Origin of the sequence: Rugamonas sp., from assembly GCF_025354735.1 — a bacterium.
In the GTDB taxonomy this organism is placed as follows: Bacteria; Pseudomonadota; Gammaproteobacteria; order Burkholderiales; family Burkholderiaceae_D; genus Rugamonas.
Genome location: NZ_JANXMI010000225.1, coordinates 1 through 23,333, shown reverse-complemented (window position 1 = coordinate 23,333; position 23,333 = coordinate 1). Strand labels below are relative to the sequence as shown.

Below are 23,333 nucleotides of genomic sequence, written 5' to 3'. Positions count from 1 at the left end.
GTTACGATTTACGGTCGCGGAAGGCCGCGATTTCCTCTGCAGCTTCGGCCGACTTGGCGCCCGAAAGACTGTTCTCCTCGAACGTGGCCGACTCGCCGCCGCTGCTGGTAGCGGCCTGTCTTGCCTGGATGGCCGCCGCGATCCGGCCGCCTGTCGTGTCGGCGATGCGCTCCTTCATGCTGTCCTTGATGCCAAGCGCGCGGTCCTTGGCAACGTCGTACGAACCCTGCGCGAGGTTGACGGCCGTGCCGGCCGCGATCCGTCCGGCCTTGGCCGCCAGCGCGCCGGCAGCGGACATCGGCCGACTGGGTTTGACCTCGCCTGGCGACCCGGCGTCGCCGCTCGCGCTGCCGGCGCCGGCCCCCTTGTCGCCCCCGGCGCCGCCGTCCGACCCGGCGCCGGAAGCCGACGCCTCGGAGCCGCCTGGTCCGGCCGCGCCGTCGTTCGCTGCCGCCGATCCCGCCCCGGTGTCGGTGCTGCCCGAGCTGCCCGAGCTGCCGGCGCCGGAACCCGAACCGCCGCCCGATCCGGTACCGCCGCCACTTGAGGAATCGCCCATGGCCGAGGCGAGCGCGCTTGCGCCGCCGCTCGCTTCCGCACCCGCGCCCCCTGCAGCACTCATCAAGGCGCTGGAACCACTGCCAGCGGCCTCGGAAGCGCTCGCGCTGGCGAATGCCGCCTTGAGCGCCGACAGGCCGCCAGCACCGCCAGCGGCGCCAGCAGCCAGCGCTGCGCCGGCCGTGGCGACGGCGGCAGCGCCCATCGCGGCGGCGCCGACCGCCGCCCCTACCCCGAAGTTCGAGCCGAGGCTGCCGGTCGAGCCGCCCGCCAGCGCACCGACCTGCGGCGGCACTTTCGCCACCAACGCCAGGAGGATCGCAGCCACCACGGCCATGACGGCCAATTCCTTGAGCGTCATACCGGCGCTCATCGACACGTAGTACGAGTCCACGAAGGACTTGCCGATGCCGACCAGGAGAACCATGGTCATCAGTTGCAGGCCGATGTTCAAAATGGATTTGAAATAGCCGATAGCCATGTCCGAGGTCCACCGCGATCCGCCGAAGCCCAGGATGAAAACGCCCGCGTACGCGAAAATCCAGCCGCTGATCAGCAACAGCAGCATGTTCACGCCGATGAGCGCGAAAACGATGAGGATGGCCATGCTTAGCAGAAGGCCGAACAGGCTGTCCATGGGTTTCCAGACCGTGGATTGATCCACAACCTTGTTGAAGATGTCGAAACCTATATCGACTATCCCGGAGGGGGCCAGCGTGTTCGGTAGTCCCGACGCCTGCGCGCCGATCATTCTGAGCGAGGTCATGATGTCCGTCGCGAAGCGAGGACCGTTCATCAGCAGCCACCAGAAGAAACCCGTGAACATGGTGAACCTGATGAACTCAGCGAAGAACTCGCCGATGTCGGCCTTGCGCAAGGCCATCAAACCGAACGTCCAGACCATGCTGATGACTACCAGGAGCCAGAACAACCAGGTCGCCCTGGTGGTCATGAGACCCCCCCAGGTGCTCGCTACCGTGGCGTACCGGTTCAGCACATTGTCCATCACGTCGTCGCTAGTCGCGCCTGGTCCGGCCGCGTATGCGCGAACTGAGAAAACCGCCAGCCACAAGAGCAGCAGCCACGCAATCCGAGACATCTTAATGACTGGCATTTTCATAGTCGTTCCTTACCAGGTTTTGCCGGAGCTTGGCTTGTAGGCCGGGCCGCCGCGACCGCACTTCTTCTCCAATTCAGCCTGGAGTTTTGGATCGGTGGTCTTGCCCAACTCGTCGCAAGGTGTTGTCGCTACCTCGACCTTTTGATAGCAGCCGCCCAGGAGCGTCGCCGCCGCAACGGCGATCAGTATTTGCGCTTTGATCTTCATCATCGGGCTCCCCTTACCAAGTCCGGCCGGTGGACGGATGGAACGTGCCGGCGCGAATCTGGTCGGAGGCCGCCGCCTCCTTCGCCTCGCGATCCGCCAGCGCCTGATTGCGTGTCGCCACGGCGTTCTGCTGCGCGATCAACAATCCCCTGATTTGAAGGAGCTGGTTCGACTGGTGGCTCGCCAACTGGTTGGCGTACCCTATCGCCTCCATCTGGCCCTGGGCGCCGTTGGCCGCTGACTGCAAGCGCTGCAATTGCGTGGCATCGCTTTCCATTGCGTCCTGCTGCTTTTCAAGCCCCTTGAACAGGGCATCGGTCGCTTTCTTTTGCGACTCCGACCCGATGCGTTCCTGGTCCTTCAAGGCGCTCCACTCGGCCGGCGTGCAGCCAGTCGGCGAGAAGCACGGATTCGCCCGGTAGCCGGCCGTGTCCTTGAACTTGCCGAGGTAGGCGTCGATGCTGCCCAGGCTTGTCTTGTAATAGTTCAACGTGTCGATGGAGCCACGCAACTGGTTCATCGTCGTGGTCGCCGCGTCCCAAATCTGCATCGATGGCTGCGTGGTGTTTTTCAGCATGTTCTCGTACTGCTGCAGTTGGGTCTGGTACTGCTGGATTTGCTTGGCGGTGTGGGCGACGCTTTCGATCACGTTCATGATGTTCTGGCCCAGGTTGGCGCCGTCGATCACGGGGATGCCGGCATAGGCCGGCGTGATGCCACCAGGGATCGAGGACACGGCCATCAGCAAAGCGACTTTAGCGGCTAAAACTTTTCGGGTGAGCGGTTTCATATTTTCTCCTTGAAGTTAATAATCAAAAGCCTGGTAAGGCTTCGAGAAAGTCATGTCCTTTGTGACGATGACGTTAAAACGATATCCCGGCCTGATTTCCAGGGTTGGCGCTATGTTGAGGTTCTTCGATATGAGCTGGGCCGTCACATTGCCGAGCTGCTGCCCCAGGGCCTCGCTCATGGCGCTGCTGGCTGTCGGGCGGGCGTTGTTTGGCCCCTGGTCCGGCTGGCTCAGCGCGACCCCTGCTGTGACGGCCGACATCAGGAAGGCCGAGCCGAACAGCCGGAAGTAATGGTTGTTCACCTGGTCCTTGAAGCCGGCGTAGCCGGCGCTGTCGGCGCCCGGCATCGAGCCGATATCCATGGCTTTGCCGTCCGGGAAGATGATCCGTTGCCAGCCGATCAGAATCCGCGACTGCCCGTAGGCGACATCGCTGGCGTAGCTGCCCACCAGGCGCGAGCCTTGCGGGATCAGCTTGTACTTGCCCAGCGGCGTGTCGTATACGTCCTGGCTGACCTGCGCCATGATCTGGCCCGGCAGCTCCGAATTGATCCCTGAGATAAGCGTCGCCGGCACTACGAAGCCGGCGCGCAGCTCGTACGGCGAGCGCGGCGCCTCCGGCTGCGACTCCAGGCGCCAACGGTCGCCCTGTCCAGTGCCGGCGAACTGGGCCACGTCGTTGCGACCAGCCGCCGTCTGGACCAGCTTGGGCGCCCCGCCAGCGAGGCCGCCGCCCTGCCCCGCGCCGGCGCCGGCACTGGCCGGGACGACGCCGGCCGCCTGCAACTGCTGCAGGCGCGCCTTGTACGCCGCCGTGGGGTCGTCCCGCGTGGCCGCGTCGAGCTGCTGGCGTACGGCCGCGATCCGCTGCAGGGTCTCTTCGCGGGTCGCCGGGGCCGCGCCGAGCGCGCCGGGGCCTGCCAGGCCCTGGCTCGACGCCGCGCTGCGCGGCGGCGCGTACGACACGCCAGATTTCGCTCGGATCGCTTCCATCAGCAATTGTTCCTTCATCTGGCGGATGCGCTCGGCTTGCTCATCGACGGGGCTGCGCTGCTGCTGGGCCATCTGCTGCTGCGACGACGGCGGCTGCATCGGCGCCCCACCTGGCGGGGCGGGAGGCAGATCGAGGTTCGCTGGGCGGGCGACGGCCACCGAGCTATTCGGCGCGTTCAGGTCTGGAACGGCTGGTGGCGCCGCCTTGGCCTGCACGATGCCGTCCTTCTGGTTACCGGCAATCTCCTTGGCGAAATTATTGGTGTCGCCGGCCTTCTTCTGCGCCGCAGCCTGCTCTGGCGCATTCTGTTTCGCCGCCCGGTCCGACGCGACCAGGACCATAATCAGGAGGAACACGCCCAGGCCGCCGCCTATGAGGTAGAGCGGCATGTTGTTGACGCGGCGAACGCCGCTGCGCTTGCTCGACTGCTCGCCTGGCGATGCGTCCGGGGACATCACGTCTTCGGTATTGGTGCTCATCGGTTACTCCTTCCGTACCCAAGCGCCGGCCGGCGTCACCGCGCCGCCCGCCGACTGGTAGACCCGTGACAGGGTTTGGCTGTTGACCAAGATCGTGACGCGGTACAGGCCGGCGTCGAGCGGCTGGTCGAGGATGTAGGCAAGGGACTGCTCGCCGGCCGCCAAGGCTGGAACCTGAGCGCCCGGCTTGACCTCTGCGACCGCGTAGCCCTTGGCCCGCAACGTCGTCACCATGGCGATGCCGAAGGCGTCGGGCGTGGCGTGCTGCAGGTTGAACCGGGTCTTCGCTGGCGGATACAGTACCGCCAGCTTCTTCACCACGTCGTCGGCCATGGCCTTGTCGTCGGTGGCCACCGGCGCCTGCACGAAGCTGCCGTAGGTGCCAGGCGCCGGGGTGGAGGCGCAGCCGGCTAGGCCGGCGACGAGAAAGACGAGTAGAGCGGTCTTTTGCATGTCATTTCTCCTTCGTGATGGTCACGCGATCCTGGCCGTGCCCGACGCCTGCAATCAGGATGGCCTTGTCGAACACGGTGTCCACGATGTAGCGGTCGCCCTGCACGCGGTAGTTGACCTGTACGGTCTCGTCGTCGGTGAACAGGCCGCCCTCCTTGCGCACTACCAGCAGGGCCGGCGCCTCGGTCTGCGCCATGGCGGCCGGCATCTGGATCACGGTCCGCACGCCGTCGTTGTAGACGCGGACCGGCTTCCAGGCCACCGCGCCGTCGATGGCGTACTTGAAGTTCAAGTCGCTCAAAACCTCCTTCGTCTGCGGGATGGTCTGTTCGGTCTTTTCACGGACCTCGCGGGTGCGAATCGCGTCCCACTTGGCCGCCGCATCCTCTGGATAGGTGAAGCCGACTCGCGGCATGTACTGCGTCCGGTGCGAGCGCAGCTTCATGTGGTACGTGCGCCGGTTGGTGGTGACGATCAGGGTCGTGTCCAGGGCCACGTCGAGCGGCTTGATGATGAGGTGCTGGACTTCGCCGGCACCGACGCCGCTGACGGCCGGCTCGACCGTGAAGCGCGGATCGCCCTGGTTCAGGTTGTTTACCTGTTCGCCTGGCTGCAGCTCCACGTCGCACACCTGCAGGACGGCGCACACGATGTTGATCTGCTGGACGCCGTACACGAAGCGCACCACACCGCCAGGTCCCGCCACCGGCTTCATGCCGGCCGCGTCGGCGCCGTTCGCCTGCCACTTTTGGGCGATGGCGATGGCGTTCTTTTCCTGCGGCGTCAACGTGGGATTCTTCTTCGCGAAGAAGGCGTCGGCCGAGTCTGCGGCTGGCTTGTCGGCGGCCAGTGCGAGCAGGGGCAGCGCGCCCAAGATCATAACTACGAACTGCTTTTTCATGGAGTTGCCCCTTTTAAAGTTGTTTGGACCAGGAGAAGTCGCGGACGTGGACTCCCAGCGGGTTGTCACGAATCTGCTGCTCCGTGGTGTCGGCGGTTGGCGCGACGGTGTAGACCGTCACCAGCGCTCGCCAGCGCTGCGGCTTGCCCTTCATGCCGCCCTGCCGGTCGCGGGTAGTCTCGATCCAATCGACCTGCCACGTCTCGCCGGCCTGGTACAGCACCGTGTCGATTTCGACGCTCACGGTCTCGGTCTCGGCACGCTTGAACGGGTTGCTCGACTCGCTGCCGTTGAGGTGTTCGTTCGCCTTCGCGGTCGCCGCATCGTTCGCCGACAGCATCGAGTAGACATGGAACACGCCTTTGCGCTGCAGCGCGATGTCGGGCGTGACCATGCGAATGTCTGAAATCCAGGAAGCCACCGAGGAATGGACGACCGCCAAGCGTGCGGCCGTATCGTCCGGGCCGGCGCGCTGCGCTGGCGCCACTGCCGCAGCTTGCCCCAGCTTGTCCACCTGGATCACGTACGGCACAAACTTGGACTGGCTGCCGATGTACACATTGCCGCCAACCGCAGCGAGCGCCACCAGGAGCGCGAGCACGCCCAGGATTTGGGCCATCTGGCGACTCGCCATATTGGCGGCGCCGATGTGGTTCCAGGTACGGCGCGCATTGAGGTAGGGGTTCGGATTTTCCCCCTGGCGTCGTCCGCCTTCAACTGGTTCGTCGCTCCCGCGCTCATCGCCGTCGCTCGGCTTCTTGAGGACCAGCCCTTTAATCATGTTTACGATGTTCATGCTGTAACTCCGTAGTCGTTGAGGTTGAGGCCCTTGATGGCGAGCCATTCGTGTATCCACCTATCGCCATGCAAAGCTTCCAGCTCCTTGATCTTGGTGATGGACTTCTTGTCGGTCGAGCCGGCGAACGCCAATGCCAGCGGCCCCACGGCGGCCTCGTAGAGCCTGCGCCCGGCCTCGGAGACGACGTAATACTGACGCTTCGGCGTCGCCGTCGCGATGATGTCGATCTGCTTGGTGTTGAGGCCGGTCTGCTTGTACAGGGCCGTCGCCGCCTCGGCCTTGGCATCCTTGTTGGGCAGGTAAATCCTGGTGGCGGTCGATTCGATGATGATGTCCATGATCCCGCTCTTGGAGGCCTCGGCCAGGCTCTGCGTGGACAGGACGACGACGCAATTGAGCTTCGCGAAGGACCGCAGCATTTCCTCGATCTTGTCGCGGAACGCCGGGTGCGCCAGCATCAGCCAGGCCTCGTCAATCAGGATCATCGCCGGCTGGCCTGTCAGGCTGACCTCGATCCGCCTGAACAGGTACAGCAGCACCGGCAGCGTGTACTTCTCGCCCAGCTTCATCAGCTTCTCGATCTCGAACGTGGTGAACTTCGACAGGCTGAGGCCGTCTTCCTCGGCGTCGAGGATGTGGCCCATCAGGCCAGCGACGGTGTACTGCTCCAGCGCCGCACGGATTGACTTGTCCTGGATCGTCAGCACGAAGTCGGTCATGGTCTTGCCGCCGCTCTTCTTCATGTCGAAGATCGCCTCGCCAATCGCGTTGCGCTGTTCCGGCGTCGTGACCAGGCCGTTGAGCGCGCAACAAACGTCGATCCAGCTCATGGCCCAGGCGCGGTCGCTCTTGGTGTCGAGGAATTGCAGCGGGCAAAATGCCAGCTTGCTGTCGTCGGCCGCGACCTCGTAGTGATCGCCGCCGACTCCCTTGGTGGTCGGGTACGCCGACATGCCCTTGTCGAACCAGTAGATCGACATGCCCGCGTAGCGCAGGGCCTGCAGCGCGATCAGGGCCAACTTGGTCGATTTCCCCATGCGGGTCGGGCCCAGCATGAGCGTGTGGCCGAGGTCGAGCCAATGCAGGTTGAGCCGGAACGGCGTCGCGCCGTGTGTCACGCAGCTCATCAGCGGCGGCGAGTTCGGCGGGTACATCGGGCAAGGCGCGTAGTTGAGGCCCGTCCAGATCGAGCTGGTGGGCAGCAGGTCGGCCAGGTTCATCGTATTGATGAGTGGCCGGCGCACGTTCTCCACGCCGTGGCCCGGCAGACTGCCCAGGTAGGCGTCGAGCGTGTTGATGGTCTCGATCCGGGCGCTAAAGCCGATCCTGTTGATCGCCTTTTCGAGCATGCCGGCCGAGGTGGCCAGCCTGTCGCGGTTCTCGTCCATGAGGACGACGACGCTGGTGTAGTAGCCCTGCGCGACCAGGCCGCTATTGGCCTCGGCGATGGCAGAGGCGGCGTCGGCCACCATCGACACGGCGTCTTCATCGACCACGCCCGAGTTAGTGTTGAACACCTGGTCGAAGAAGCCGCGAATCTTCTGCTTCCACTTCTTGCGGAACTTGTCCAGGTGCGCGACCGCTTCATGGTGGTCCATGAAGATGAAACGGGACGACCAACGGTATTCGCACGGCTGCTCGCCGAGGGCGGTCAGGATGCCGGGTGTCGATTCGAGGGGGAAGCCGTCGATGGATACGACCTGGACGAACTTGCGGCCGATCCTCGGCACGACCCCCGACCACATTTCCTGCGCCCCGATCAGCGAGTCCAGGTACATCGGGTTGTTGGGCAACTGGACGGGGTGGTTCAGGCCAGTGACGCAGAACTGCAGCCAGCGCAGGAAATCGTCGTGCGTGACTGTCGAACCGTCCTCCTGGACGATCTTCTGGCCGCGCAGGCGCGTCGTCTTGACGGCTTCCGACAGGCGCGACTCGATGTTCGTGCAATCGCGCTTGAACGTGTCGATCAGCCCTTGGGTGCGCGAGCGGTGGTTCTGCACCTCGGCCTCGTCATCGAACATCATTTCGATGAATTTCTTCTCGGCCAGCAGTGGCGGAAAGAACGTCACGGTCAACACGAAGAAGCCTTCGTACATGGTGCCGAGGCCCTCGAACAGCCGGCGCCGCTCTTCGTCAACCGCCGTTGAGAGCGGATCGGGAAAGCTCGAAGCAGATGCCGGCGAATAGTTCGGCGCATCCCGGCGTGCGGCATCGACGTGGATCATCCAGCCATTGCCCATGCCCGACAGCGCCTTGTTGATGCGAAATGAAACCATTTCGCGCTGTTCGTCGGTGCTACTGGCATTGTCCTCGCCCTGGTACAGCCAGGAGGCCATGAACGAGCCGTTCTTTCCGACGATGATGCCGTCATCGACCATGGCGGCGTAGTTCAGCAAGTCGGCAAAGCCTGCCTCCTTCGAGCGGTGCTTTTTCAGCTCCAATTGGCTGTTCGCGGCCTGGATGCGCTGGAACAGCAGAAGCAACAGCACGGCCCCGAGGGCCGCGATGACAATGGTTATGGTGGTAATCATTTGTATTGCTTCCCTTGACTGGTGGGATTGATGCGGAAGGGTGTGCTGCGCGCCGGGTAATACGGCTTGTACTTGCGATGCCGTATGTAGACGTGGCGCATGCGCGGGTCGGACTTCGCCATTTTTCGGAACACATACAATGCTCCGAACCACAGGAGAAGCCCCACCACCGTCGCCCTCAGCTCTTGTGCGCTGAATATCAGCGCGAATGCCATCAGCCCGGTAAACATCACCAGTTCACGATCCCCTCCCATGAACAGGTTGTGTCGATTGCCGGCCCGACGAATGGGGATCGCGCGGAGAGCCATGATTAGGCAACCCGGCCCGTTGCAGCCATTGCGATGAACTGCACTTGGGTGGCCGCCGCATCGCCCAAGGCTGCGATTTCAGCGCCGCGACCAAAGAAGGTGCTCATCATGTTCTGCGCGCCGACCAGGAAGGCCATGACCAGGACCAGGAACATCAGGGTGCGGAAGAAGCCGTTCAGGTCGCCGCCGAAGATCAGGACGCCGCCCGCGATCACGATGCCGATGATCGACAGCGTGAACGCCACCGGTCCCGTCACCGAGTTACGCAGACTGGTCAACCAGTCCTCGTACGGCAGCGAGCCGCCCGTGCCGGTGGACGCCATGGCCTGCGGCAGCAGGAAAATGTAGGCGATGACAAGCGCGAACGCGATGTAGAACATCGTGGAGCGATTGAGGGGGCCTGGTTGTGGGTACAGAGTAGCGTGCATGTGAAAGCTCCTAAATGGTTTTGGTGAGGTATTTGCCGTCCACGTAGCCGGAAATCTCAAGGACTTCCTGGACCACGCGACGGCCGTCAGGGGTGCGGGCGATATGAACAACAACATGAACCGCATCGCCTATGAGCGGTTCAATCTTCGTCGGCGCCGCTTCGTTACGACTGATAAGCGATGCCAGGCGATCAAGGCCCGAGCTGGCCGTGTTGGAGTGCAGCGTTGCCGCGCCTCCCTCATGCCCGGTGTTCCAGGCATCGAGCAGGTCCAAAGCTTCGGCGCCGCGCACTTCGCCGACCAGGATGCGGTCAGGACGCATGCGCAGTATTAGTTTGAGCAGTGCCGTCATCGGCACGTCAATGGTGGTGTGATACTGCACGAAGTTCTCGGCGGCGCACTGGATTTCGCCCGTATCCTCGATGATGCAGATACGTTCCAGTGGATCGCACAGCACCATCTCGTTGATGATTGCGTTGACCAGCGTGGTCTTGCCCGAGCCGGTGCCGCCGATGACCAGGATATTGCGATGGTTCTTGACGGCCGCCTTGACCGCCTCGTAGTGGCGCTGCGACATGATGCCCGCCTCGACGTACTGCTCCAGGGTATAGATGGCAATAGCCTTCTTACGAATCGCGAAGGTCGGTGCCGTGACAATCGGGGGAAGCTGCCCGGCGAAGCGCGAGCCATCGAGGGGAAGCTCCCCCTCTACCTTGGGGTCAGTCGCCGTGATGGTCTTGTTGAGGCAGCTTGCAACGGTCTTGATGATCGCTGTCCCCTTGGCCGTGGGCAGGGTGCCGATGCACTTCATTTTCTCGCCAAGTCGTTCCTGCCAGAGCCGGCCATCGGCATTGAGCATGATTTCGACCGTTTTGGGGTCGTGCAGGGCCGCCAGCAGAAGCGGCCCCATGTCGCGTTCAAGTTTGCGCTTGGCCCGCTCGCTTGAAATGTCTAAACCATCGTCCGAATCGTTCATGGTATTCCTCCCGTCAATGCCACAATTCTACACGACGAAGGATATACCGAAAGCATGATTCAAACAATATTATTAAATATTTATCGCATTAATCGAATGCGCGTTGTTATGTATCAATTTATAACTTCAATGGACTTCATAGGGGGATTTGCATACCACAGCCCGCCTCGACGGAGGGCGCAGACACGTTGCGTGCCTGCTACTACATGAAAATATTTAGCTGCTAAAGGTTTCCGAACGTCACTCGAAATTTCCTATCGAACTCTTCGTTTCGCCAGTTTCTTCCGGTTCTGATCGTCCCATTGCTTAACGGAAAATGCTTGGAACTCCGTCAGGATCGCCGTGAATCGAACAAAACCTTCTGGCAGGCTGTGGATGGCATGACCACCCGTCAGAGCATCGAGTGTTTGTCGGTCGAGGTCGGTCATTTCCAGCAGTTCCGGCAGTGCCGTCTGCAGCGCCTCGGCGATGAGTTCCATGACCTTGAGCGAGGGGTTGGCTTTGCCGTTGGTCAGGTCGGAGAGGAACGAAACCGATATGCCGGCTTTTTCCGCAAGCTCGCTCTTTGTCATATTGCGTTCATCGAGCAAGCGCAGGACATTGGTGAAAAATATTTGGTTGTACACGGGTGGCCATTTTGGTTTTTATAAGCAGCCAGAATTTTAGCCGCTAAAGTTCCGGTCAAGGAAGTTGTTTAGCTTGATTACATGCAATGCGCCAACATATCCGCGCAGTAACCTTTATGAGCTTTCAATTTCTTGACAATATTACCCGTGATTCCGCGATTGGCGATAGCCTTGCTTGTAGGCTAAATCGGAAATGGCCGATTGTTAAATATTAAAAATGGGATTATTTCTAGCCGATTGCGACCGACGGGGAATTTTCGCGCTCGCGCGAAAACCGGCTATGGTGTGCTTCGCAGCGAGCCTCCAACCAACGGAGGCTCGCCCCTTCGGGCTGTCAGCGCCTTTCCGAAGGTCAAAGACTGAGAATGACGGCGAGCCGGGCCGCGCCGCCCGGTATTACCCAGGAAGTGCCGGGGGAGCGTCGTCAAACATATCTGGCGTGTTTGTGTCCTTGAGGCGCGGCGACTTCGAGGTTGACTTGAGCCGGTATTCCTTCACGAACGCCAACCTGTCCCCGTTCCACATGTAGTCCGGGTTGAGGTAGTACAAGCCCGGCGTCAAGCTTTCAGCGATGAACCCCTTTTCCAAGAGTTCCTTCATACCACGGTAGAACGTGGCCTGGCCCATCGGCGTCTCCACCTGGTCAATGCTTGGGAACGTCAACCACAGGGAATCTTTGCCGATGCTTTCCTGGACGCGCAGATACAGCACCTCGAAGACCTTGGTGCCACCGCCACTCAAGTCCTTGAATGCCTTCACCCCGTTGACATACAACTTGACGAACTGGGTCTTATCGACTTCCTGCGTCTGCCAGAACCCGGCCGGCGCCACGATCTCGCCAGTGCCTTGGTTGACGACCATCATCCTGTTGCCGTCCTTGTTGGCGATGCGCTTGAAGCCCTGCTTCGTGTTAGTGACAGCGTTCGCAATGAACGGATTGTGGTCGTACCGGACGCCACGGCCGCCGCGCTTTGGCTTTCCCTCTGGCTCGCCTTCGACCTCTGCGCCGTTGCTAACATCTTCAGTTTTGTCTATCATAATGAGACTTAATTTTGAGTGTAATTCGATCAGGCGGTGATAGAAATCACCTCAATTTTGAAACTAAAGTTGAGAGAGGATAATTTTTCACTCTCAAATACGCACGCATTTCTGAGAGAGAGTCTATCAGGCAGTGATAGAGATCGTATCAATTTTTACTCTCATCTTGAGAGACTATAACGCAAGTCTATCAATTACACAATCATTTTTGAGAGAGATTCTATCAATAGTGGAGAGAATTACTTGCATTCGTGATAGTTCGGTCGTTTACAAATCAAGGACTTACAACTGTTTGCTTCTTAAGTATTAACTATGGCCAATTTCACGCCCTCGGCAGCCCTGGTGGGCCGATCCGGCGCCGCAGGTCCGAATGCGCGGGGGTAAGGCACTCGCAAGCCTGCCCTTACGGGCAGTCTAAGGAAACCCCATGAAACCCATTAACAACAGATCGCGCTACGCGCTCAGGGAAACCCCTCGGTAAAAGTGCGGGCCTGGAGCGGCCCGCTATGCCCTTGCGTAAGTCTGCTCAAAAAATACAATATTAGGCATTATACATTTTCAATATAACCGTCGCGGGCAGGCAAAGCCTGAACGAAAGCCATTGGTATGTAAAAGCCAGTTGGTTGAACGCCAAGGAAGGGCCAGTGTTTGGTCGGCGGCCCGTGAATATCGCGTTCAAGGCATTGTAGGAGGGGCTGGCGGCCTCGGGAGGGGTTCAGGGGTCGGATTTATCCGGCACCAACCTTAACGCAGCCGGATCGACCCCTGCGCAAGCAGGGGCTTGATTTTGCGAAGCAAAATTCGACCGGAGACAAGCGGGGACGCCCGCGCTGTCAAGGCATCTAGTTGGCTCTGTCGAGGATACCGGCCAAGTTGAGAATTTAGCTAAACATTAATGATTTCTCTTGTCAATTAGGGCAATTTGCCCTATACTGTTGTTGAAGGCCGGGCAATCGCCCAGGTCAATAACCGGAGAACTCCGATGGTCAACTCGCAACAAAACCTTCCCGTAACCGCGTCCCGCGTGCTGGACAATCAGCGTGTAAATTTCCTACCAACCTACTTCGGCGGGAGGTTGTTCATGCTCGGCGAACCACTGGTGTATGCGTGGCTCGACCGCCTGTCGGCCGACTACAACGGCGGGCAGTGGGATTTCTTTGAATTAAGCAATGGCGGCTTCTACATGGCCCCGGTCATGCCTGGACCGCTGCGCATCGAGGTTCACGGCAACCACTACAGTGGCACGGTGTCGGCCGACGCGGCTGGCGTCATCGCTACACTGTTCGCGTTGGGCCAGATCGCCGCCGAAGTCACTGACGCTGACGAGTGTGGCCCCTTGATCGACCACTACCACCAATTGCTTGAGTTTGCCGATTCGCACGCTGAGGGCGGCGCCATCTTCCAGGCCATCGACTGATGAGGTTGGCCCTGGCCGGGAGGCCGGGGCCAATTACGACGATGACACACAACGAGAAAATCAAGTTGGACAATCAGAAGCCGACCGATGCCGGCGCTAAGCCAAAAACGTCGAGGAAGCCGGCTAGCAAGACGAAGACCGACGCAGACCGTGTGGCGGAGCGAGGCGCTGAGCGTGACGCTGCAGCGGCGGCCGTCGCTGCCTCGATGCCCGCCGACCGCGACGGCTTGCTGGCTGTAGCCAGGGAGTGCGTGGAACTGTACAACAACGCGGTGCTTGACCGCGCTGACTTCGCGGCCCTGGTCATCAGTGAGCGCTATGAGGCCGCGATCTGGAAGTTGAACGGCGGGACGTTTTTCGGCTCCTGTGCCGGCGACGACTCGGCCGGAATGATCGTTAAACGATACTGCGCCGCCGTCCCTGGCGTGGTGCCGCTGTGGGGCCAGCAGGGCGAATTTCTTATCAACGTAAAGGATATCCGCTGTTGGGTGAAGTACGGCGGCGGCCTCGGGTCTGTCCTGAATTCGCATTTCGAGTTCAACGCCGTGGACTTGGACGCCCCGTTTATCTCCGAAACGGGCTATCGATCCCATTCCTGCGGCGTGGTGCGCGGGCAGGCGGTGGACGCGGCGGCCGCCTTGATCTTCGCCGACTTCCTTAGCAAGCATCGGCGCTACCTGGAGGCCGAGTATCAGGATCGGCGGGCCGAGGACCAGTTACCGGACTGGATATTGGCGCTGGTTTCCCCAGCCCGGCGGCAGCCGGCCATCAGGGAGCCAGGTGACGCGGTTCAGGTGGTGCCGGACGGCTTCGTCGTGGTGGACGTGGTGCTGACGGCTCGTCAAGCCTTCATTGTCCGTAAGTGGGCCGAGGCGGCCCGTCCCAGGATTGCGGCGGCCATGCGCGAGGCGAAGAAGTCGCCGGCAGCGGCGCCGGCCGCGCCGGCCCCTGCAGCGGCTGACGAGGATGGCGACCAGGACGGCAACGACGATGGCCCCGAGTTGGGCCAGCGCTACAGAATCGTCAAGGTTCACCATGCCTGTTTTGAGAAGTCGATTGGGAAGATTGTCGTTATAGCGAAAGTTATTCCAGGCGGGCGCAGTGTTTTTGCGCATGACGATAGGCCGGTTACCTATCGGCGGAATCGAAACGGGCGTATGGTCGTTGACTATGATCCCAGGTGCGTCCAGACCGTGTACGGCATGGATTCCCTGGAGCCCATTTGATTATGATCGGAGAAAAGAATGGATGAACAAACAGCGGTTGCGTTGTTGACCGAGAAAGTGCGCGAGTATGCGCAGGCAAGGCAGCAGGACGTGGCGAGGGGGGGGGCGAGAGGCCCCGCCTCGCCGCTTTGCTTGTGCAGAAGTACGGGCGAGGGATCGTGGATGCCGTCGCCCTGCTCTACGACTCGTCCAGGGTGGCCGACCCCATTTGTAGAGTTATTGATGAGGAAACAGCTATCATTGATCCCGACTGGCGCGAGAACGACCGCCTGCGCTGGGCCGCCAAACCGGCCGACCTGGCGCTTTGAATAACCATCACAAAATACCGAAAAGGATAGGGAATGACTGAGGCATTGATTAGGAACGACTGTTTGCAGCCGGCCGCGTCGTGGGAACAAGCGACGGGCGAAGAAGTACGCGAAGTGCTACGCCTGGCGAACTTCACGGGCGGCCAGGCAGCAAGGGCGCTGGGCCTCGGCGCCAAGGGGGATCGGACTGTGCGGCGCTGGGTCGGCGGGGATTCCTCGATCCCCTATGCGGCATGGGCGTTGCTCTGCGATTTCGCGGGATTGGGGATGATCTGGAAGCGGCGGGATAACTAACAGCAAGGGCGATTTTACTCCAAGGGGAAATTTTAGCAGCTAAATTTGTATAAATGTTTAGCTAAATTCCGGTTGCAAACTAGGGCATTTTGTCCTAATATGTAAGTGAGGCCGGGCATATTGCCCAGGTCACTTACCGGAGACTCCGATGAAGAAAATTATGCCTTGGCTCGACCTCTTGAAAGAAGTCAACGCCACCGATTTCCCAGCCCGCCGTGACCGTATCGCGGCCCTTATGAGGCAGGCGGCAGAACCATCGAGCAACGCGGCGCACCTGTTGGCCGAGGCCTACGTGGAAGGCTGCAAACTGGAAGGCGATGCGAAAGCGCATTGGTCAATCAAGGAAATAGAGCAGGCGCAACTGTGTTTTGGATGAGTGGGAAGCACCCCGGATCGCTCCGGGGGCTTGACCTAAGCACTGACATACTCAAGCCCAGGCGCGGACACCTGCAGCTAGTATTTGAACTGGAATGCTAGAAGGGGTCAAGAGCTATGACGAACATTGTGAAGTTCCCCGGTGCGAAGCAAGCCCCACCGGAACCGCCTGCAGAGGCTCCCAAACAGGCCAGCACGCCCGCGAACGACCCTGCCCTGCTCAAAGGGATATGGGTCGTGACGGTGCTGCTGTGGCCCTTCCTGAAATGGGTCGTTGCGCTCGATTGCGTCTACCAGCTGGTGCGAATGTTGTACCACTGGAACACGCCAGGGGTGTTTGCCGGCTTCACCTTCATGCTGCACTTCGGCGCGTTCGTCGCGCTGACGTACTTCGTGTCGCTTTACAAACCGAGAGGTCTTTGACCAGGCCTATAAATGTTTAGCTAAATTATTTTCATTTAGCTATCGAAACCGCTTGACCGCACCGCTATGTTTAGCTAAACTTTACTTGTCGCTGGCTGACACCGGCATTTTGAAAACAAGGCGCGGAGCAAATGACTATGGGTGAGATTGATGAAAAAGAGGCTAACCGAGGCACAGTTTCAAGCGTGCATCAAGGACTTGGAAGTCGGGAAGCAAACCATCGAGATAGCGCGGGCCGTACTTGTGGACGGCAAGCCGCAGGCGGGTTTCGTCAGCGCGCTCGGGCTGACCAGGGGCGCAGTGTCCCAGGCGGTGCAGCGGGTTTGGGCAGCATTCGAGCACTCGAATCTGCCCCAGGGGTACGAACGGGTAACGGCGATCCTGCCGGAACACCAGGCGTACACGGTCAAGAAGTGGGCAGAGGAAGCAGCCAAAAAAAGGGGTTCCAAGGCATGACGCATACCATGGCAGTTGCGCAGCAAAAGGGCGGGGACGGTAAAACGGCCAGCGTCGTTCATTTCGGGTTTGACTTCTTCGAGCGCGGCAACCGTGTCGCCGTCGTCGATCTGGACACCCAAGGCAACGCATCCCACTCGCTCGAACACTTTGCAAGCGGCTACGTGGCCAGCTCCATGTTCAGTGCCGGCGCTGACAAGCTGAGCGCGCATTTCGCCGACCTGCCGGAAGGCCCGTTGCTGCGCCTGATCGCGGCCGACAAGGACCTGGCCGACATGGAAGAGTTGAGCTTCGATGAAGCGGCCGAGTGCTTCAAATCAAACATCGAGGCGCTGGGCAAGGCAGGGTTCAACATCATCTTGATCGATAACGCGCCGTCCCTTGGCACCACCCTGGCGGCGTCGCTCTACGCGGCCGACAGCGTGATATCCCCGATCAAGCCCGAGTACTACAGCATCATGGGCATCAAGAAGATGCTCACCGTGATCGCGAACGTCCGCAAAATCAATACCAAGCTGCAATTTCTTGGCATGGTTCCCAGCATGGTCGATATGCGCAATCCCAGCCACGTCCAGAACCTGGCCGAGCTGCAGGAGGCCTATCCGAAGCTGATGATCCCGTTGACGATAGGGCTGCGTAGCAGCATCGCCGACGCGCTCGCCGACCAGATGCCGGTATGGCAGATCAAGAAAACTTCCGCCCGCAAGGCCGCCCAAGAAATCCGCGCCTTGGCCGCGTACGCAATCGACAAAATGGAGAACAAATAATGAACGCAACTCAACCCACCATCGTAAAAAAGAAGGGCCGCCTGTCCGGTCTGTTGGATGACGCAGCCGGCGATGCCCTGTCGCCATCGACGCCAGCAGCAGCGGACCAGCAAGCCCTGGCGCCGGCCGGCAAGCCCATCATGATCGACTTGGACCTGATTGACGAAGACCCTGAGCAACCGCGGACTGCGGAGAATCCTGGATTCGCCCCTGAGAGCATCGCCGAGCTAGCCGCATCGTTCGGTCCGAATGGTCCCAAGTCGCCCCTGTCGTTGCGCGACCACCCGGACGTTCCAGGCCGTTACATCGTCAACCATGGCGCGCGCCGCTATCGCGCCTGTGGCGTCAAAGGCTTGGCCCAGGCGCCGGCCATCATCGACAACGACCACAACGAGGACGACCAGGTTATCGAGAATGTGCAGCGCGAGGACATGACGCCCCGCGAAATCGCCGCCTACATCGACCGCAAGATGAAAAAAGGCTTCAAGAAGAAGCAGATCGCGGACCTGATCGGCAAGTCGCCCTCCTTCATCACCCAGCACGCCGCGCTGCTGGACCTGCCGGAGCCAATTGCCAAGGTGTTCAACTCCGGTCGCGCCAATGACGTGACGGTTGTCAGCGAGCTTGTGACCGCTTACAAGAAGAACCCCAAGGAAGTCGGCGCCTGGCTCGAAGACGAGAATCAAGAAGTGACGCGGGGCGAGGTCAAATTGTTGCGCGAGTTCCTGGATGATAAGCGCGCCAATGAGCAGGGCGACCGCGACCCGGACACGGTTGACCTGGTGAGCGGGAAGACCGATAACGAGGCCGGCAACGACGTCCAGGGCAAGGAGTCGAAGCAGGAGAAGGAGGTCGATCCCGAAAAGCTGAAAAAGGCCATCATCCAGGTCGAGCACGACGGCCGCCCTGCCCGGCTGATCCTCACCCGCCGACCACCGGCCGAGGGTTACGCATGGATGAAGTATGAAGATGACGGCGCCGAATTCGAGGCCAGTTTGACTGACGTGAAGCTGGTTGCCCTGCTCGAAGGCTGACCTTTAGCAGCCGCCCCGGATCACCCTTAACGCCCGCAATCGCGGGCTTTTTTTTCGACTGAAATTTAGCAGCTAAATTTGACGGCGGTCAAGATTGGTAGGAATAATAATATTATTCTTCTTACCGTTATTATTCTCATTATTTATGTATAATGGATTATTACTTCGAGGAGGTCATCATGGAAATTGCACAAGAAGCCCGCGACCGTATTTTCGCCGCAGCGAATTCGCTTTACGAACAGGCCGGCCGCGCCGGCAATTTCCCGACCGTGGACGCAGTGCGCAAGCTTGCCAAGGTCAATATGAATGACGCGAGCGTGGGCATGAAGGAGTGGCGCCGGACGCAGACGACGCAGGCCGCCCCGGTGGTGGTGCAGGTGCCGGAAGCTGTACAGCAGGCCAGCGCCGTCGCCGTGGCGACCCTGTGGCACGAGGCGCAGGAATTGGCGAACGAATCCCTACGGGCCGCGCAGGCCGGCTGGGACGCCGAGCGGATCGAGGCCGAGACGTTGACCAAGCAGATCGGTGACGCCTACGAGGCCTTAGTGGTGAGCTTCGACGCGGCCCAACTCGACGCGGCGAACGCCAGGTCAAGCCTGGAGCAGTCCGAAGCCGACGCGCACGACCTGCAGGCCAGTCTCGAAACGGCGACCGTCGCGCTCACGGCCGCCGAGGCGGCGACCGTCACAGCCGAGGCCCGCACCGTGGAAATCAAGTTCCGGGCCGACGAACTGCGCGCCGAACTCGATCATGCGCACCAAGAGGCCTCCCAAGTACGCGACGAGCTGGCCGCCTTGCGCCAGGCCCACCAAGACGAGATCGAAGCTCTGAAGGCCGCTACGGCCGCTCAGCAAGCCCGCGCGGACGAGGCGACAGCCAAGGCCGAAGCGGCGACGGCCGCGATCCGGGCCGAGCTGACCGCCGCGACCGCAAAAGCCGAGGACGCGGCCCGCACTGCGGCCGGCGCCATGGATGCGTTGCGCACCGACCTGGCGACCGTCCGCGCCAAGGCCGAGGCTGCGCAGGAGGCGCTGCAGCAGGAGCGCAGTCAGGCGGCGGCCGAGCTGCAGCGACTGGTGCAACAACTCGACCAGTCGAAGGCAGAACGCGACCAGGCGAACCAAGCGGCGAACCAGGCACGCGAAGAAGCGGCCACCTTGCGTGGCAGGATGGACGCCATCACCGATCAAAACTCACAACTCATGCAAACGCTCAAACCGTCGCCAGTAACAGACGCGTCAAAATAGCAAAAAGGAATGATCCCATAACAAGAACTAGAGGCGCAGCGTGATTGTGTTGTGGAAATCTCACCAATTCTCACAACTTATGTCACGATGCATATACATCCATGCAATTAATCAGATAAATCGAAAGTGGATGGGCTAAAATAATTGTTGTTTCTATGTCATATCGCCCTATGACAATAAGGCGATCAGCCACGCGATTTTGACTATCTACCAACAGGAGTATTTATGAAGCAACGCCTTCTTGTCATGAACGGGCAGCGGTTAGTTCAGAGCGAAAAAGGCGGCGACTGGAATACCGACAAGGTAGAGAAAGCCGGCGCGGTGAAGCCTGGCGTCTACAACATCCATTTGTCACTCCAGGCCGACAAATCCAAGGCGCACGACGGTCCGGTTATCCACGCGGACAAGGAGTATGTGTACCAGCAAGTGGGCAGGACTTTCATTAAGCATGATCGCTCCGATTTCGATAAACTCCCTGAAATAGGTAGCAATTCAACCATAAAGTACGATAATGGGAAGGCGACCGTGGCCGCCGCTTCGATGAAGCTGGGGCGCGGAATTTCCTAACGAACTTTAGCGGCTAAAATTGGAGTCATGTCATGAACCAACAGCGGGAGCAGCTACACCAGCAGACCAGAACATCGCAGCAAGCCATCACCACGTCGTTCGACGCCGAGGCTCAGGCCGATGGCTTGCTCGAACGGGCGAACGCCGAACAGGCCGAGCAAGCCACCTTGCTCGACACCCCGTCCATCGAGAGCCAGTACGCCACAGCCCTCGCCGCCCAGGTCGAGAGCAAGCACGACCAAGTGGAGCGCATCGAGGATCGGCTTGAAAGTCTGATCGAGCAGCAGTCGTCCAGGCTGCAGCAATCGCGCTCGCAACAGCCCGGCCTGATCGCCCTGCCCAGCACCCGGACGAAGTGGCAGCAGCAGGTCCAGCAACAGCAAAGCACGATGCAGCGCCTGCAGGGGCGCCTGGAGACCGTCCGTGAAATCAAGGACGGCATGGGCGCCCATGGGCCGCGCATCGAGGAAATGGCAACGCGCCGGCTACGTCACCTGGAACCCGGCCTGGCGAGCGACTGGGACGAGCAGCAGGAAGAGCAGCGCCGCACAGTGGCCTTGCAGCGCAAGAAGGAAATCGAGCAGCGGCAACAGTCGGCGGCCCTCGGGAAAACACTCGGCACCGCGAACACTTTGATACTCGCAGTCGGCACCAGGTCTTAAAACAGCGGCGCCTGGATCATCGTAGGCGCCTTGATCTGGAATATTCCCTTGGCTTCTACCTGTAGCGGCTCGCATTTCAAATCGACCGTGCTCGCATTCGACGCCGATTTCAGCTCGAATTAACTGCAAATGACCGCAGGCCCTGGCTCACGCTAACTGCAAATGAGCTTGCAATCGTCGGCGCTGGCTTGCATTCCATGGCGACGTGCTCGCGCTAACTGCAATTACCGGAAGGCAAGGGTATCGTCTCGTTGGGGTCTAGACAACCGGGCTACGCTGTCTCGCATGTGCTACATCAACCCATATGAGACGCGAAAAACGTCTCGATGTCAGCGCCTCGCATGGGTGTACTCAATTGGTACGCACAACTTTAGTTTGCAATTGATTTTTGTTAAAATTGTGTATGCCACGTGGATTAGCAACACAGGCAATATGGATGATCAACCAATGCGCCGTAAATCCGACCTGAAGAAGCGCGGCAGGTACCAACCAAGGACAGTAGTATGAACGACAATCACAGTGTCGGTGCCACCGTGCGCCTAATGCAGCCTGAGCTCCTAAAAGCGGGCGCCCTGCAAGACGCCATCTTCAGCAGCCCCTATTTTTCCTGCATTGCCACTGATGCACATGGTGTGATTCAATTATTTAATGTAGGCGCCGAGAGGATGCTTGGCTACCGGTCCGAGGATGTGGTCAATCACTTTTCCCCTGCCAACATTTCTGATTCGTTCGAAATAACGGCCCGCGCCGCCGCCCTTACGCTGGAACTTGGAACGCCGATTGCGCCTGGTTTCGAGGCACTCGTCTTCAAGGCTTCGCGCGGCATTGAGGACAATTATGAACTGACGCATGTGCGCAAGGATGGCAGCCGTTTCCCCGCCATTGTCTCGGTGACAGCATTGCGAGAGCCGACCGGCGACCTCATCGGCTACCTTTTGATCGTTACCGACAACACCGCGCGTAAGCACGCGGAACAAGAGCGGGAACGTCTGAGTGTAGAGCTTGAGAACGCGCGTGCGCAGGCGGAAAAAGCCAATCGTGCGAAGTCGGAATTTCTGTCGAGCATGAGTCACGAGTTGCGCACTCCATTAAACGCGGTACTCGGCTTCGCACAGTTAATGGAGTCGGAAAAACCGCCGCCTAGTGAGCGACAACAAGGCTCGCTCAAGCAGATCCTTAAGGCTGGCTGGTATCTGTTGCAGCTGATTAACGAAATTCTCGATCTGTCGATGATCGAATCCGGGCAGGTTGCGATGTCGCGCGAGGCTATGGCGCTTACTGACGTTTTACGTGACTGTCAGGGAATGATTGCACCACAGGCGCAAAAGCGCGACATCAAACTCACCTTTTCGTCCCTCGATACGCCTTTCTACGTACATGCCGACCTGACGAGGGTGAAACAGGTGGTCATCAACCTGCTATCGAACTCTATTAAATATAACCGTGAGGGTGGTAGCGTTGTCGTAGAATGCAAAATTCAAGACAACGACCGGGTACGCTTGAGCGTGCGCGACACGGGCTATGGTCTGACGACCGGCCAGTTGGCGCAATTGTTTCAGCCGTTTAATCGCTTGGGTCAGGAAACTGGCATCGAAGAAGGCTCCGGCATAGGACTGGTAGTAACCAAACAGTTGGTAGAACTGATGGGAGGGACGATTGGTGTCGAAAGTGAAGTCGGCGTTGGCACGCTGTTCTGGATCGAACTTGTGGCTTCCTTCGCGCCTAAGCTGCAGCTAGACAACCAACCTCTTGGCGTGGGGGTAAGGCAGCCCGCCGAAAAGCTGCGGGGAATGGTGCTCTATATCGAGGACAATCCAGCCAATCTCATCCTGGTCGAACAATTAATCGCCCGGCGCGGCGACTTGTCCATGCTCAGTGCGATCGATGGACACTCGGGCATTGCCCTGGTGCGCAAGCACATGCCCGATTTAATTCTAATGGATATCAACCTACCGGGAATCAACGGCAACGAGGTCCTGGGCATGCTACGCAACGACCCACTAACGGCACACATTCCGGTAATCGCCTTGTCGGCCAATGCGCTGCCGCGTGACGTGCGCAAGGGGCTAGAAGCCGGCTTCTTGCGCTACTTAACAAAACCCATCAATGTGGTCGAATTCATGGAGGCTCTCGACACTGCGCTTGAGTACACCACGCCTGCAATGAGTCTCGGATAGCTACATTCACTCCTACAATTCGCACTACCGTGCTCAATCGAATAGATGGTCGTCAGGCGTGTTGGCGCCGACGCCGAATTGACCCATCTGCCGAGAAATCACTGACCCACTCGGGAGGCTCGCGGACCAATGTCATTGCTGGGTCCACATCGATCGCGGGTGGGTCAGTCGC

Annotated in this window: 26 protein-coding genes; 13 read left to right on the top strand and 13 right to left on the bottom strand. The window is 59.9% G+C overall.

What is annotated here, in order from left to right; all coding sequences use genetic code 11:
• Position 1: 1 nt before the first annotated feature.
• The 13 genes from trbL to Q0S71_RS18050 all read right to left on the bottom strand — a co-directional run bounded on the left by trbL (position 2) and on the right by Q0S71_RS18050 (position 12,208).
• The gene (trbL, locus tag Q0S71_RS18110; RefSeq protein ID WP_295998883.1) at positions 2-1,678 is read right to left on the bottom strand and encodes a P-type conjugative transfer protein TrbL; all 1,677 of its coding nucleotides are present in this window, start codon (positions 1,676-1,678) and stop codon (positions 2-4) included.
• A 9-nt stretch (positions 1,679-1,687) separates the two neighbouring features.
• A complete protein-coding gene (trbK, locus tag Q0S71_RS18105) occupies positions 1,688-1,888 on the bottom strand; it encodes an entry exclusion lipoprotein TrbK (RefSeq protein ID WP_295998880.1) in 201 nt (66 codons plus the stop codon).
• 10 nt (positions 1,889-1,898) lie between these two features.
• On the bottom strand, positions 1,899-2,675 hold the full coding sequence (trbJ, locus tag Q0S71_RS18100; protein WP_295998878.1) for a P-type conjugative transfer protein TrbJ: 777 nt from the start codon (positions 2,673-2,675) through the stop codon (positions 1,899-1,901).
• Positions 2,676-2,690: 15 nt separating this feature from the next.
• On the bottom strand, positions 2,691-4,148 hold the full coding sequence (locus Q0S71_RS18095; protein WP_295998875.1) for a TrbI/VirB10 family protein: 1,458 nt from the start codon (positions 4,146-4,148) through the stop codon (positions 2,691-2,693).
• A gap of 3 nt (positions 4,149-4,151) precedes the next feature.
• Positions 4,152-4,601, bottom strand: coding sequence for a conjugal transfer protein TrbH (locus Q0S71_RS18090; protein WP_295998871.1), 450 nt, complete (start codon positions 4,599-4,601; stop codon positions 4,152-4,154).
• A 1-nt stretch (position 4,602) separates the two neighbouring features.
• Positions 4,603-5,502 carry a P-type conjugative transfer protein TrbG gene (gene trbG / locus Q0S71_RS18085; protein WP_295998867.1) on the bottom strand — a complete coding sequence of 300 codons (900 nt, stop codon included), beginning with the start codon at positions 5,500-5,502 and terminating at the stop codon, positions 4,603-4,605.
• Positions 5,503-5,515: 13 nt separating this feature from the next.
• Positions 5,516-6,298 (bottom strand): VirB8/TrbF family protein, encoded by a 783-nt coding sequence (locus Q0S71_RS18080; protein ID WP_295998864.1) that lies wholly within the window; start codon positions 6,296-6,298, stop codon positions 5,516-5,518.
• A complete protein-coding gene (locus tag Q0S71_RS18075) occupies positions 6,295-8,832 on the bottom strand; it encodes a VirB4 family type IV secretion/conjugal transfer ATPase (RefSeq protein WP_295998861.1) in 2,538 nt (845 codons plus the stop codon). The genes Q0S71_RS18080 and Q0S71_RS18075 overlap by 4 nt, the downstream gene beginning before the upstream one ends.
• Positions 8,829-9,140 carry a conjugal transfer protein TrbD gene (locus Q0S71_RS18070; RefSeq protein WP_295998859.1) on the bottom strand — a complete coding sequence of 104 codons (312 nt, stop codon included), beginning with the start codon at positions 9,138-9,140 and terminating at the stop codon, positions 8,829-8,831. The genes Q0S71_RS18075 and Q0S71_RS18070 overlap by 4 nt, the downstream gene beginning before the upstream one ends.
• A gap of 2 nt (positions 9,141-9,142) precedes the next feature.
• Positions 9,143-9,568 (bottom strand): IncP-type conjugal transfer pilin TrbC, encoded by a 426-nt coding sequence (gene trbC, locus Q0S71_RS18065; protein WP_295998856.1) that lies wholly within the window; start codon positions 9,566-9,568, stop codon positions 9,143-9,145.
• 10 nt (positions 9,569-9,578) lie between these two features.
• Positions 9,579-10,544 (bottom strand): P-type conjugative transfer ATPase TrbB, encoded by a 966-nt coding sequence (trbB, locus tag Q0S71_RS18060; RefSeq protein ID WP_295998853.1) that lies wholly within the window; start codon positions 10,542-10,544, stop codon positions 9,579-9,581.
• Positions 10,545-10,798: 254 nt separating this feature from the next.
• Positions 10,799-11,170 (bottom strand): transcriptional regulator, encoded by a 372-nt coding sequence (locus Q0S71_RS18055; protein WP_295998850.1) that lies wholly within the window; start codon positions 11,168-11,170, stop codon positions 10,799-10,801.
• 396 nt (positions 11,171-11,566) lie between these two features.
• Complete coding sequence (locus tag Q0S71_RS18050; RefSeq protein WP_295998847.1) at positions 11,567-12,208, bottom strand: replication/maintenance protein RepL; 642 nt, start codon at positions 12,206-12,208, stop codon at positions 11,567-11,569.
• 982 nt (positions 12,209-13,190) lie between these two features.
• Here Q0S71_RS18050 and Q0S71_RS18045 point away from each other — a divergent pair.
• The 13 genes from Q0S71_RS18045 to Q0S71_RS17985 all read left to right on the top strand — a co-directional run bounded on the left by Q0S71_RS18045 (position 13,191) and on the right by Q0S71_RS17985 (position 23,161).
• Positions 13,191-13,625, top strand: a complete 435-nt coding sequence (locus Q0S71_RS18045) for an antirestriction protein (protein ID WP_295998844.1) — start codon at positions 13,191-13,193, stop codon at positions 13,623-13,625.
• A gap of 41 nt (positions 13,626-13,666) precedes the next feature.
• Positions 13,667-14,851, top strand: a complete 1,185-nt coding sequence (locus Q0S71_RS18040; RefSeq protein ID WP_295998841.1) for a klcB — start codon at positions 13,667-13,669, stop codon at positions 14,849-14,851.
• A gap of 158 nt (positions 14,852-15,009) precedes the next feature.
• Complete coding sequence (locus Q0S71_RS18035; RefSeq protein ID WP_295998838.1) at positions 15,010-15,159, top strand: hypothetical protein; 150 nt, start codon at positions 15,010-15,012, stop codon at positions 15,157-15,159.
• A gap of 33 nt (positions 15,160-15,192) precedes the next feature.
• Positions 15,193-15,453 carry a transcriptional regulator gene (locus Q0S71_RS18030; RefSeq protein ID WP_295998835.1) on the top strand — a complete coding sequence of 87 codons (261 nt, stop codon included), beginning with the start codon at positions 15,193-15,195 and terminating at the stop codon, positions 15,451-15,453.
• A 148-nt stretch (positions 15,454-15,601) separates the two neighbouring features.
• Positions 15,602-15,829, top strand: coding sequence for a stable inheritance protein KleA (gene kleA / locus Q0S71_RS18025; RefSeq protein WP_295998831.1), 228 nt, complete (start codon positions 15,602-15,604; stop codon positions 15,827-15,829).
• A gap of 116 nt (positions 15,830-15,945) precedes the next feature.
• Positions 15,946-16,251, top strand: coding sequence for a KleE stable inheritance protein (kleE, locus tag Q0S71_RS18020; protein WP_295998828.1), 306 nt, complete (start codon positions 15,946-15,948; stop codon positions 16,249-16,251).
• Between the two features lie 150 nt (positions 16,252-16,401).
• A complete protein-coding gene (locus tag Q0S71_RS18015; protein ID WP_295999005.1) occupies positions 16,402-16,707 on the top strand; it encodes a transcriptional regulator KorA in 306 nt (101 codons plus the stop codon).
• A complete protein-coding gene (locus Q0S71_RS18010) occupies positions 16,704-17,474 on the top strand; it encodes a ParA family protein (protein ID WP_295998824.1) in 771 nt (256 codons plus the stop codon). Before Q0S71_RS18015 ends, Q0S71_RS18010 begins: the two co-directional genes overlap by 4 nt.
• Before the next feature lie 140 nt (positions 17,475-17,614).
• On the top strand, positions 17,615-18,508 hold the full coding sequence (locus Q0S71_RS18005) for a ParB/RepB/Spo0J family partition protein (protein WP_295999002.1): 894 nt from the start codon (positions 17,615-17,617) through the stop codon (positions 18,506-18,508).
• Positions 18,509-18,687: 179 nt separating this feature from the next.
• Complete coding sequence (locus Q0S71_RS18000; RefSeq protein ID WP_295998821.1) at positions 18,688-19,755, top strand: DNA-binding protein; 1,068 nt, start codon at positions 18,688-18,690, stop codon at positions 19,753-19,755.
• A gap of 225 nt (positions 19,756-19,980) precedes the next feature.
• The gene (locus Q0S71_RS17995; protein WP_295998815.1) at positions 19,981-20,322 is read left to right on the top strand and encodes a KfrB domain-containing protein; all 342 of its coding nucleotides are present in this window, start codon (positions 19,981-19,983) and stop codon (positions 20,320-20,322) included.
• Positions 20,323-20,354: 32 nt separating this feature from the next.
• Positions 20,355-20,984, top strand: a complete 630-nt coding sequence (locus Q0S71_RS17990; protein WP_295998813.1) for an IncP plasmid survival protein KfrC family protein — start codon at positions 20,355-20,357, stop codon at positions 20,982-20,984.
• A gap of 503 nt (positions 20,985-21,487) precedes the next feature.
• Positions 21,488-23,161 (top strand): ATP-binding protein, encoded by a 1,674-nt coding sequence (locus Q0S71_RS17985; RefSeq protein WP_295998810.1) that lies wholly within the window; start codon positions 21,488-21,490, stop codon positions 23,159-23,161.
• Positions 23,162-23,333: the final 172 nt, after the last annotated feature.

Bases quoted from the DNA above. Each gene is read 5' to 3' on its own strand.
- trbL (WP_295998883.1), bottom strand. From the start codon at position 1,678: ATGAAAATGCCAGTCATTAAGATGTCTCGGATTGCGTGGCTGCTGCTC.
- trbK (WP_295998880.1), bottom strand. From the start codon at position 1,888: ATGATGAAGATCAAAGCGCAAATACTGATCGCCGTTGCGGCGGCGACG.
- trbJ (WP_295998878.1), bottom strand. From the start codon at position 2,675: ATGAAACCGCTCACCCGAAAAGTTTTAGCCGCTAAAGTCGCTTTGCTG.
- Q0S71_RS18095 (WP_295998875.1), bottom strand. From the start codon at position 4,148: ATGAGCACCAATACCGAAGACGTGATGTCCCCGGACGCATCGCCAGGC.
- Q0S71_RS18090 (WP_295998871.1), bottom strand. From the start codon at position 4,601: ATGCAAAAGACCGCTCTACTCGTCTTTCTCGTCGCCGGCCTAGCCGGC.
- trbG (WP_295998867.1), bottom strand. From the start codon at position 5,502: ATGAAAAAGCAGTTCGTAGTTATGATCTTGGGCGCGCTGCCCCTGCTC.
- Q0S71_RS18080 (WP_295998864.1), bottom strand. From the start codon at position 6,298: ATGAACATCGTAAACATGATTAAAGGGCTGGTCCTCAAGAAGCCGAGC.
- Q0S71_RS18075 (WP_295998861.1), bottom strand. From the start codon at position 8,832: ATGATTACCACCATAACCATTGTCATCGCGGCCCTCGGGGCCGTGCTG.
- Q0S71_RS18070 (WP_295998859.1), bottom strand. From the start codon at position 9,140: ATGGCTCTCCGCGCGATCCCCATTCGTCGGGCCGGCAATCGACACAAC.
- trbC (WP_295998856.1), bottom strand. From the start codon at position 9,568: ATGCACGCTACTCTGTACCCACAACCAGGCCCCCTCAATCGCTCCACG.
- trbB (WP_295998853.1), bottom strand. From the start codon at position 10,544: ATGAACGATTCGGACGATGGTTTAGACATTTCAAGCGAGCGGGCCAAG.
- Q0S71_RS18050 (WP_295998847.1), bottom strand. From the start codon at position 12,208: ATGATAGACAAAACTGAAGATGTTAGCAACGGCGCAGAGGTCGAAGGC.
- Q0S71_RS18045 (WP_295998844.1), top strand. From the start codon at position 13,191: ATGGTCAACTCGCAACAAAACCTTCCCGTAACCGCGTCCCGCGTGCTG.
- Q0S71_RS18040 (WP_295998841.1), top strand. From the start codon at position 13,667: ATGACACACAACGAGAAAATCAAGTTGGACAATCAGAAGCCGACCGAT.
- Q0S71_RS18030 (WP_295998835.1), top strand. From the start codon at position 15,193: ATGACTGAGGCATTGATTAGGAACGACTGTTTGCAGCCGGCCGCGTCG.
- kleA (WP_295998831.1), top strand. From the start codon at position 15,602: ATGAAGAAAATTATGCCTTGGCTCGACCTCTTGAAAGAAGTCAACGCC.
- kleE (WP_295998828.1), top strand. From the start codon at position 15,946: ATGACGAACATTGTGAAGTTCCCCGGTGCGAAGCAAGCCCCACCGGAA.
- Q0S71_RS18015 (WP_295999005.1), top strand. From the start codon at position 16,402: ATGAAAAAGAGGCTAACCGAGGCACAGTTTCAAGCGTGCATCAAGGAC.
- Q0S71_RS18010 (WP_295998824.1), top strand. From the start codon at position 16,704: ATGACGCATACCATGGCAGTTGCGCAGCAAAAGGGCGGGGACGGTAAA.
- Q0S71_RS18005 (WP_295999002.1), top strand. From the start codon at position 17,615: ATGATCGACTTGGACCTGATTGACGAAGACCCTGAGCAACCGCGGACT.
- Q0S71_RS18000 (WP_295998821.1), top strand. From the start codon at position 18,688: ATGGAAATTGCACAAGAAGCCCGCGACCGTATTTTCGCCGCAGCGAAT.
- Q0S71_RS17995 (WP_295998815.1), top strand. From the start codon at position 19,981: ATGAAGCAACGCCTTCTTGTCATGAACGGGCAGCGGTTAGTTCAGAGC.
- Q0S71_RS17990 (WP_295998813.1), top strand. From the start codon at position 20,355: ATGAACCAACAGCGGGAGCAGCTACACCAGCAGACCAGAACATCGCAG.
- Q0S71_RS17985 (WP_295998810.1), top strand. From the start codon at position 21,488: ATGAACGACAATCACAGTGTCGGTGCCACCGTGCGCCTAATGCAGCCT.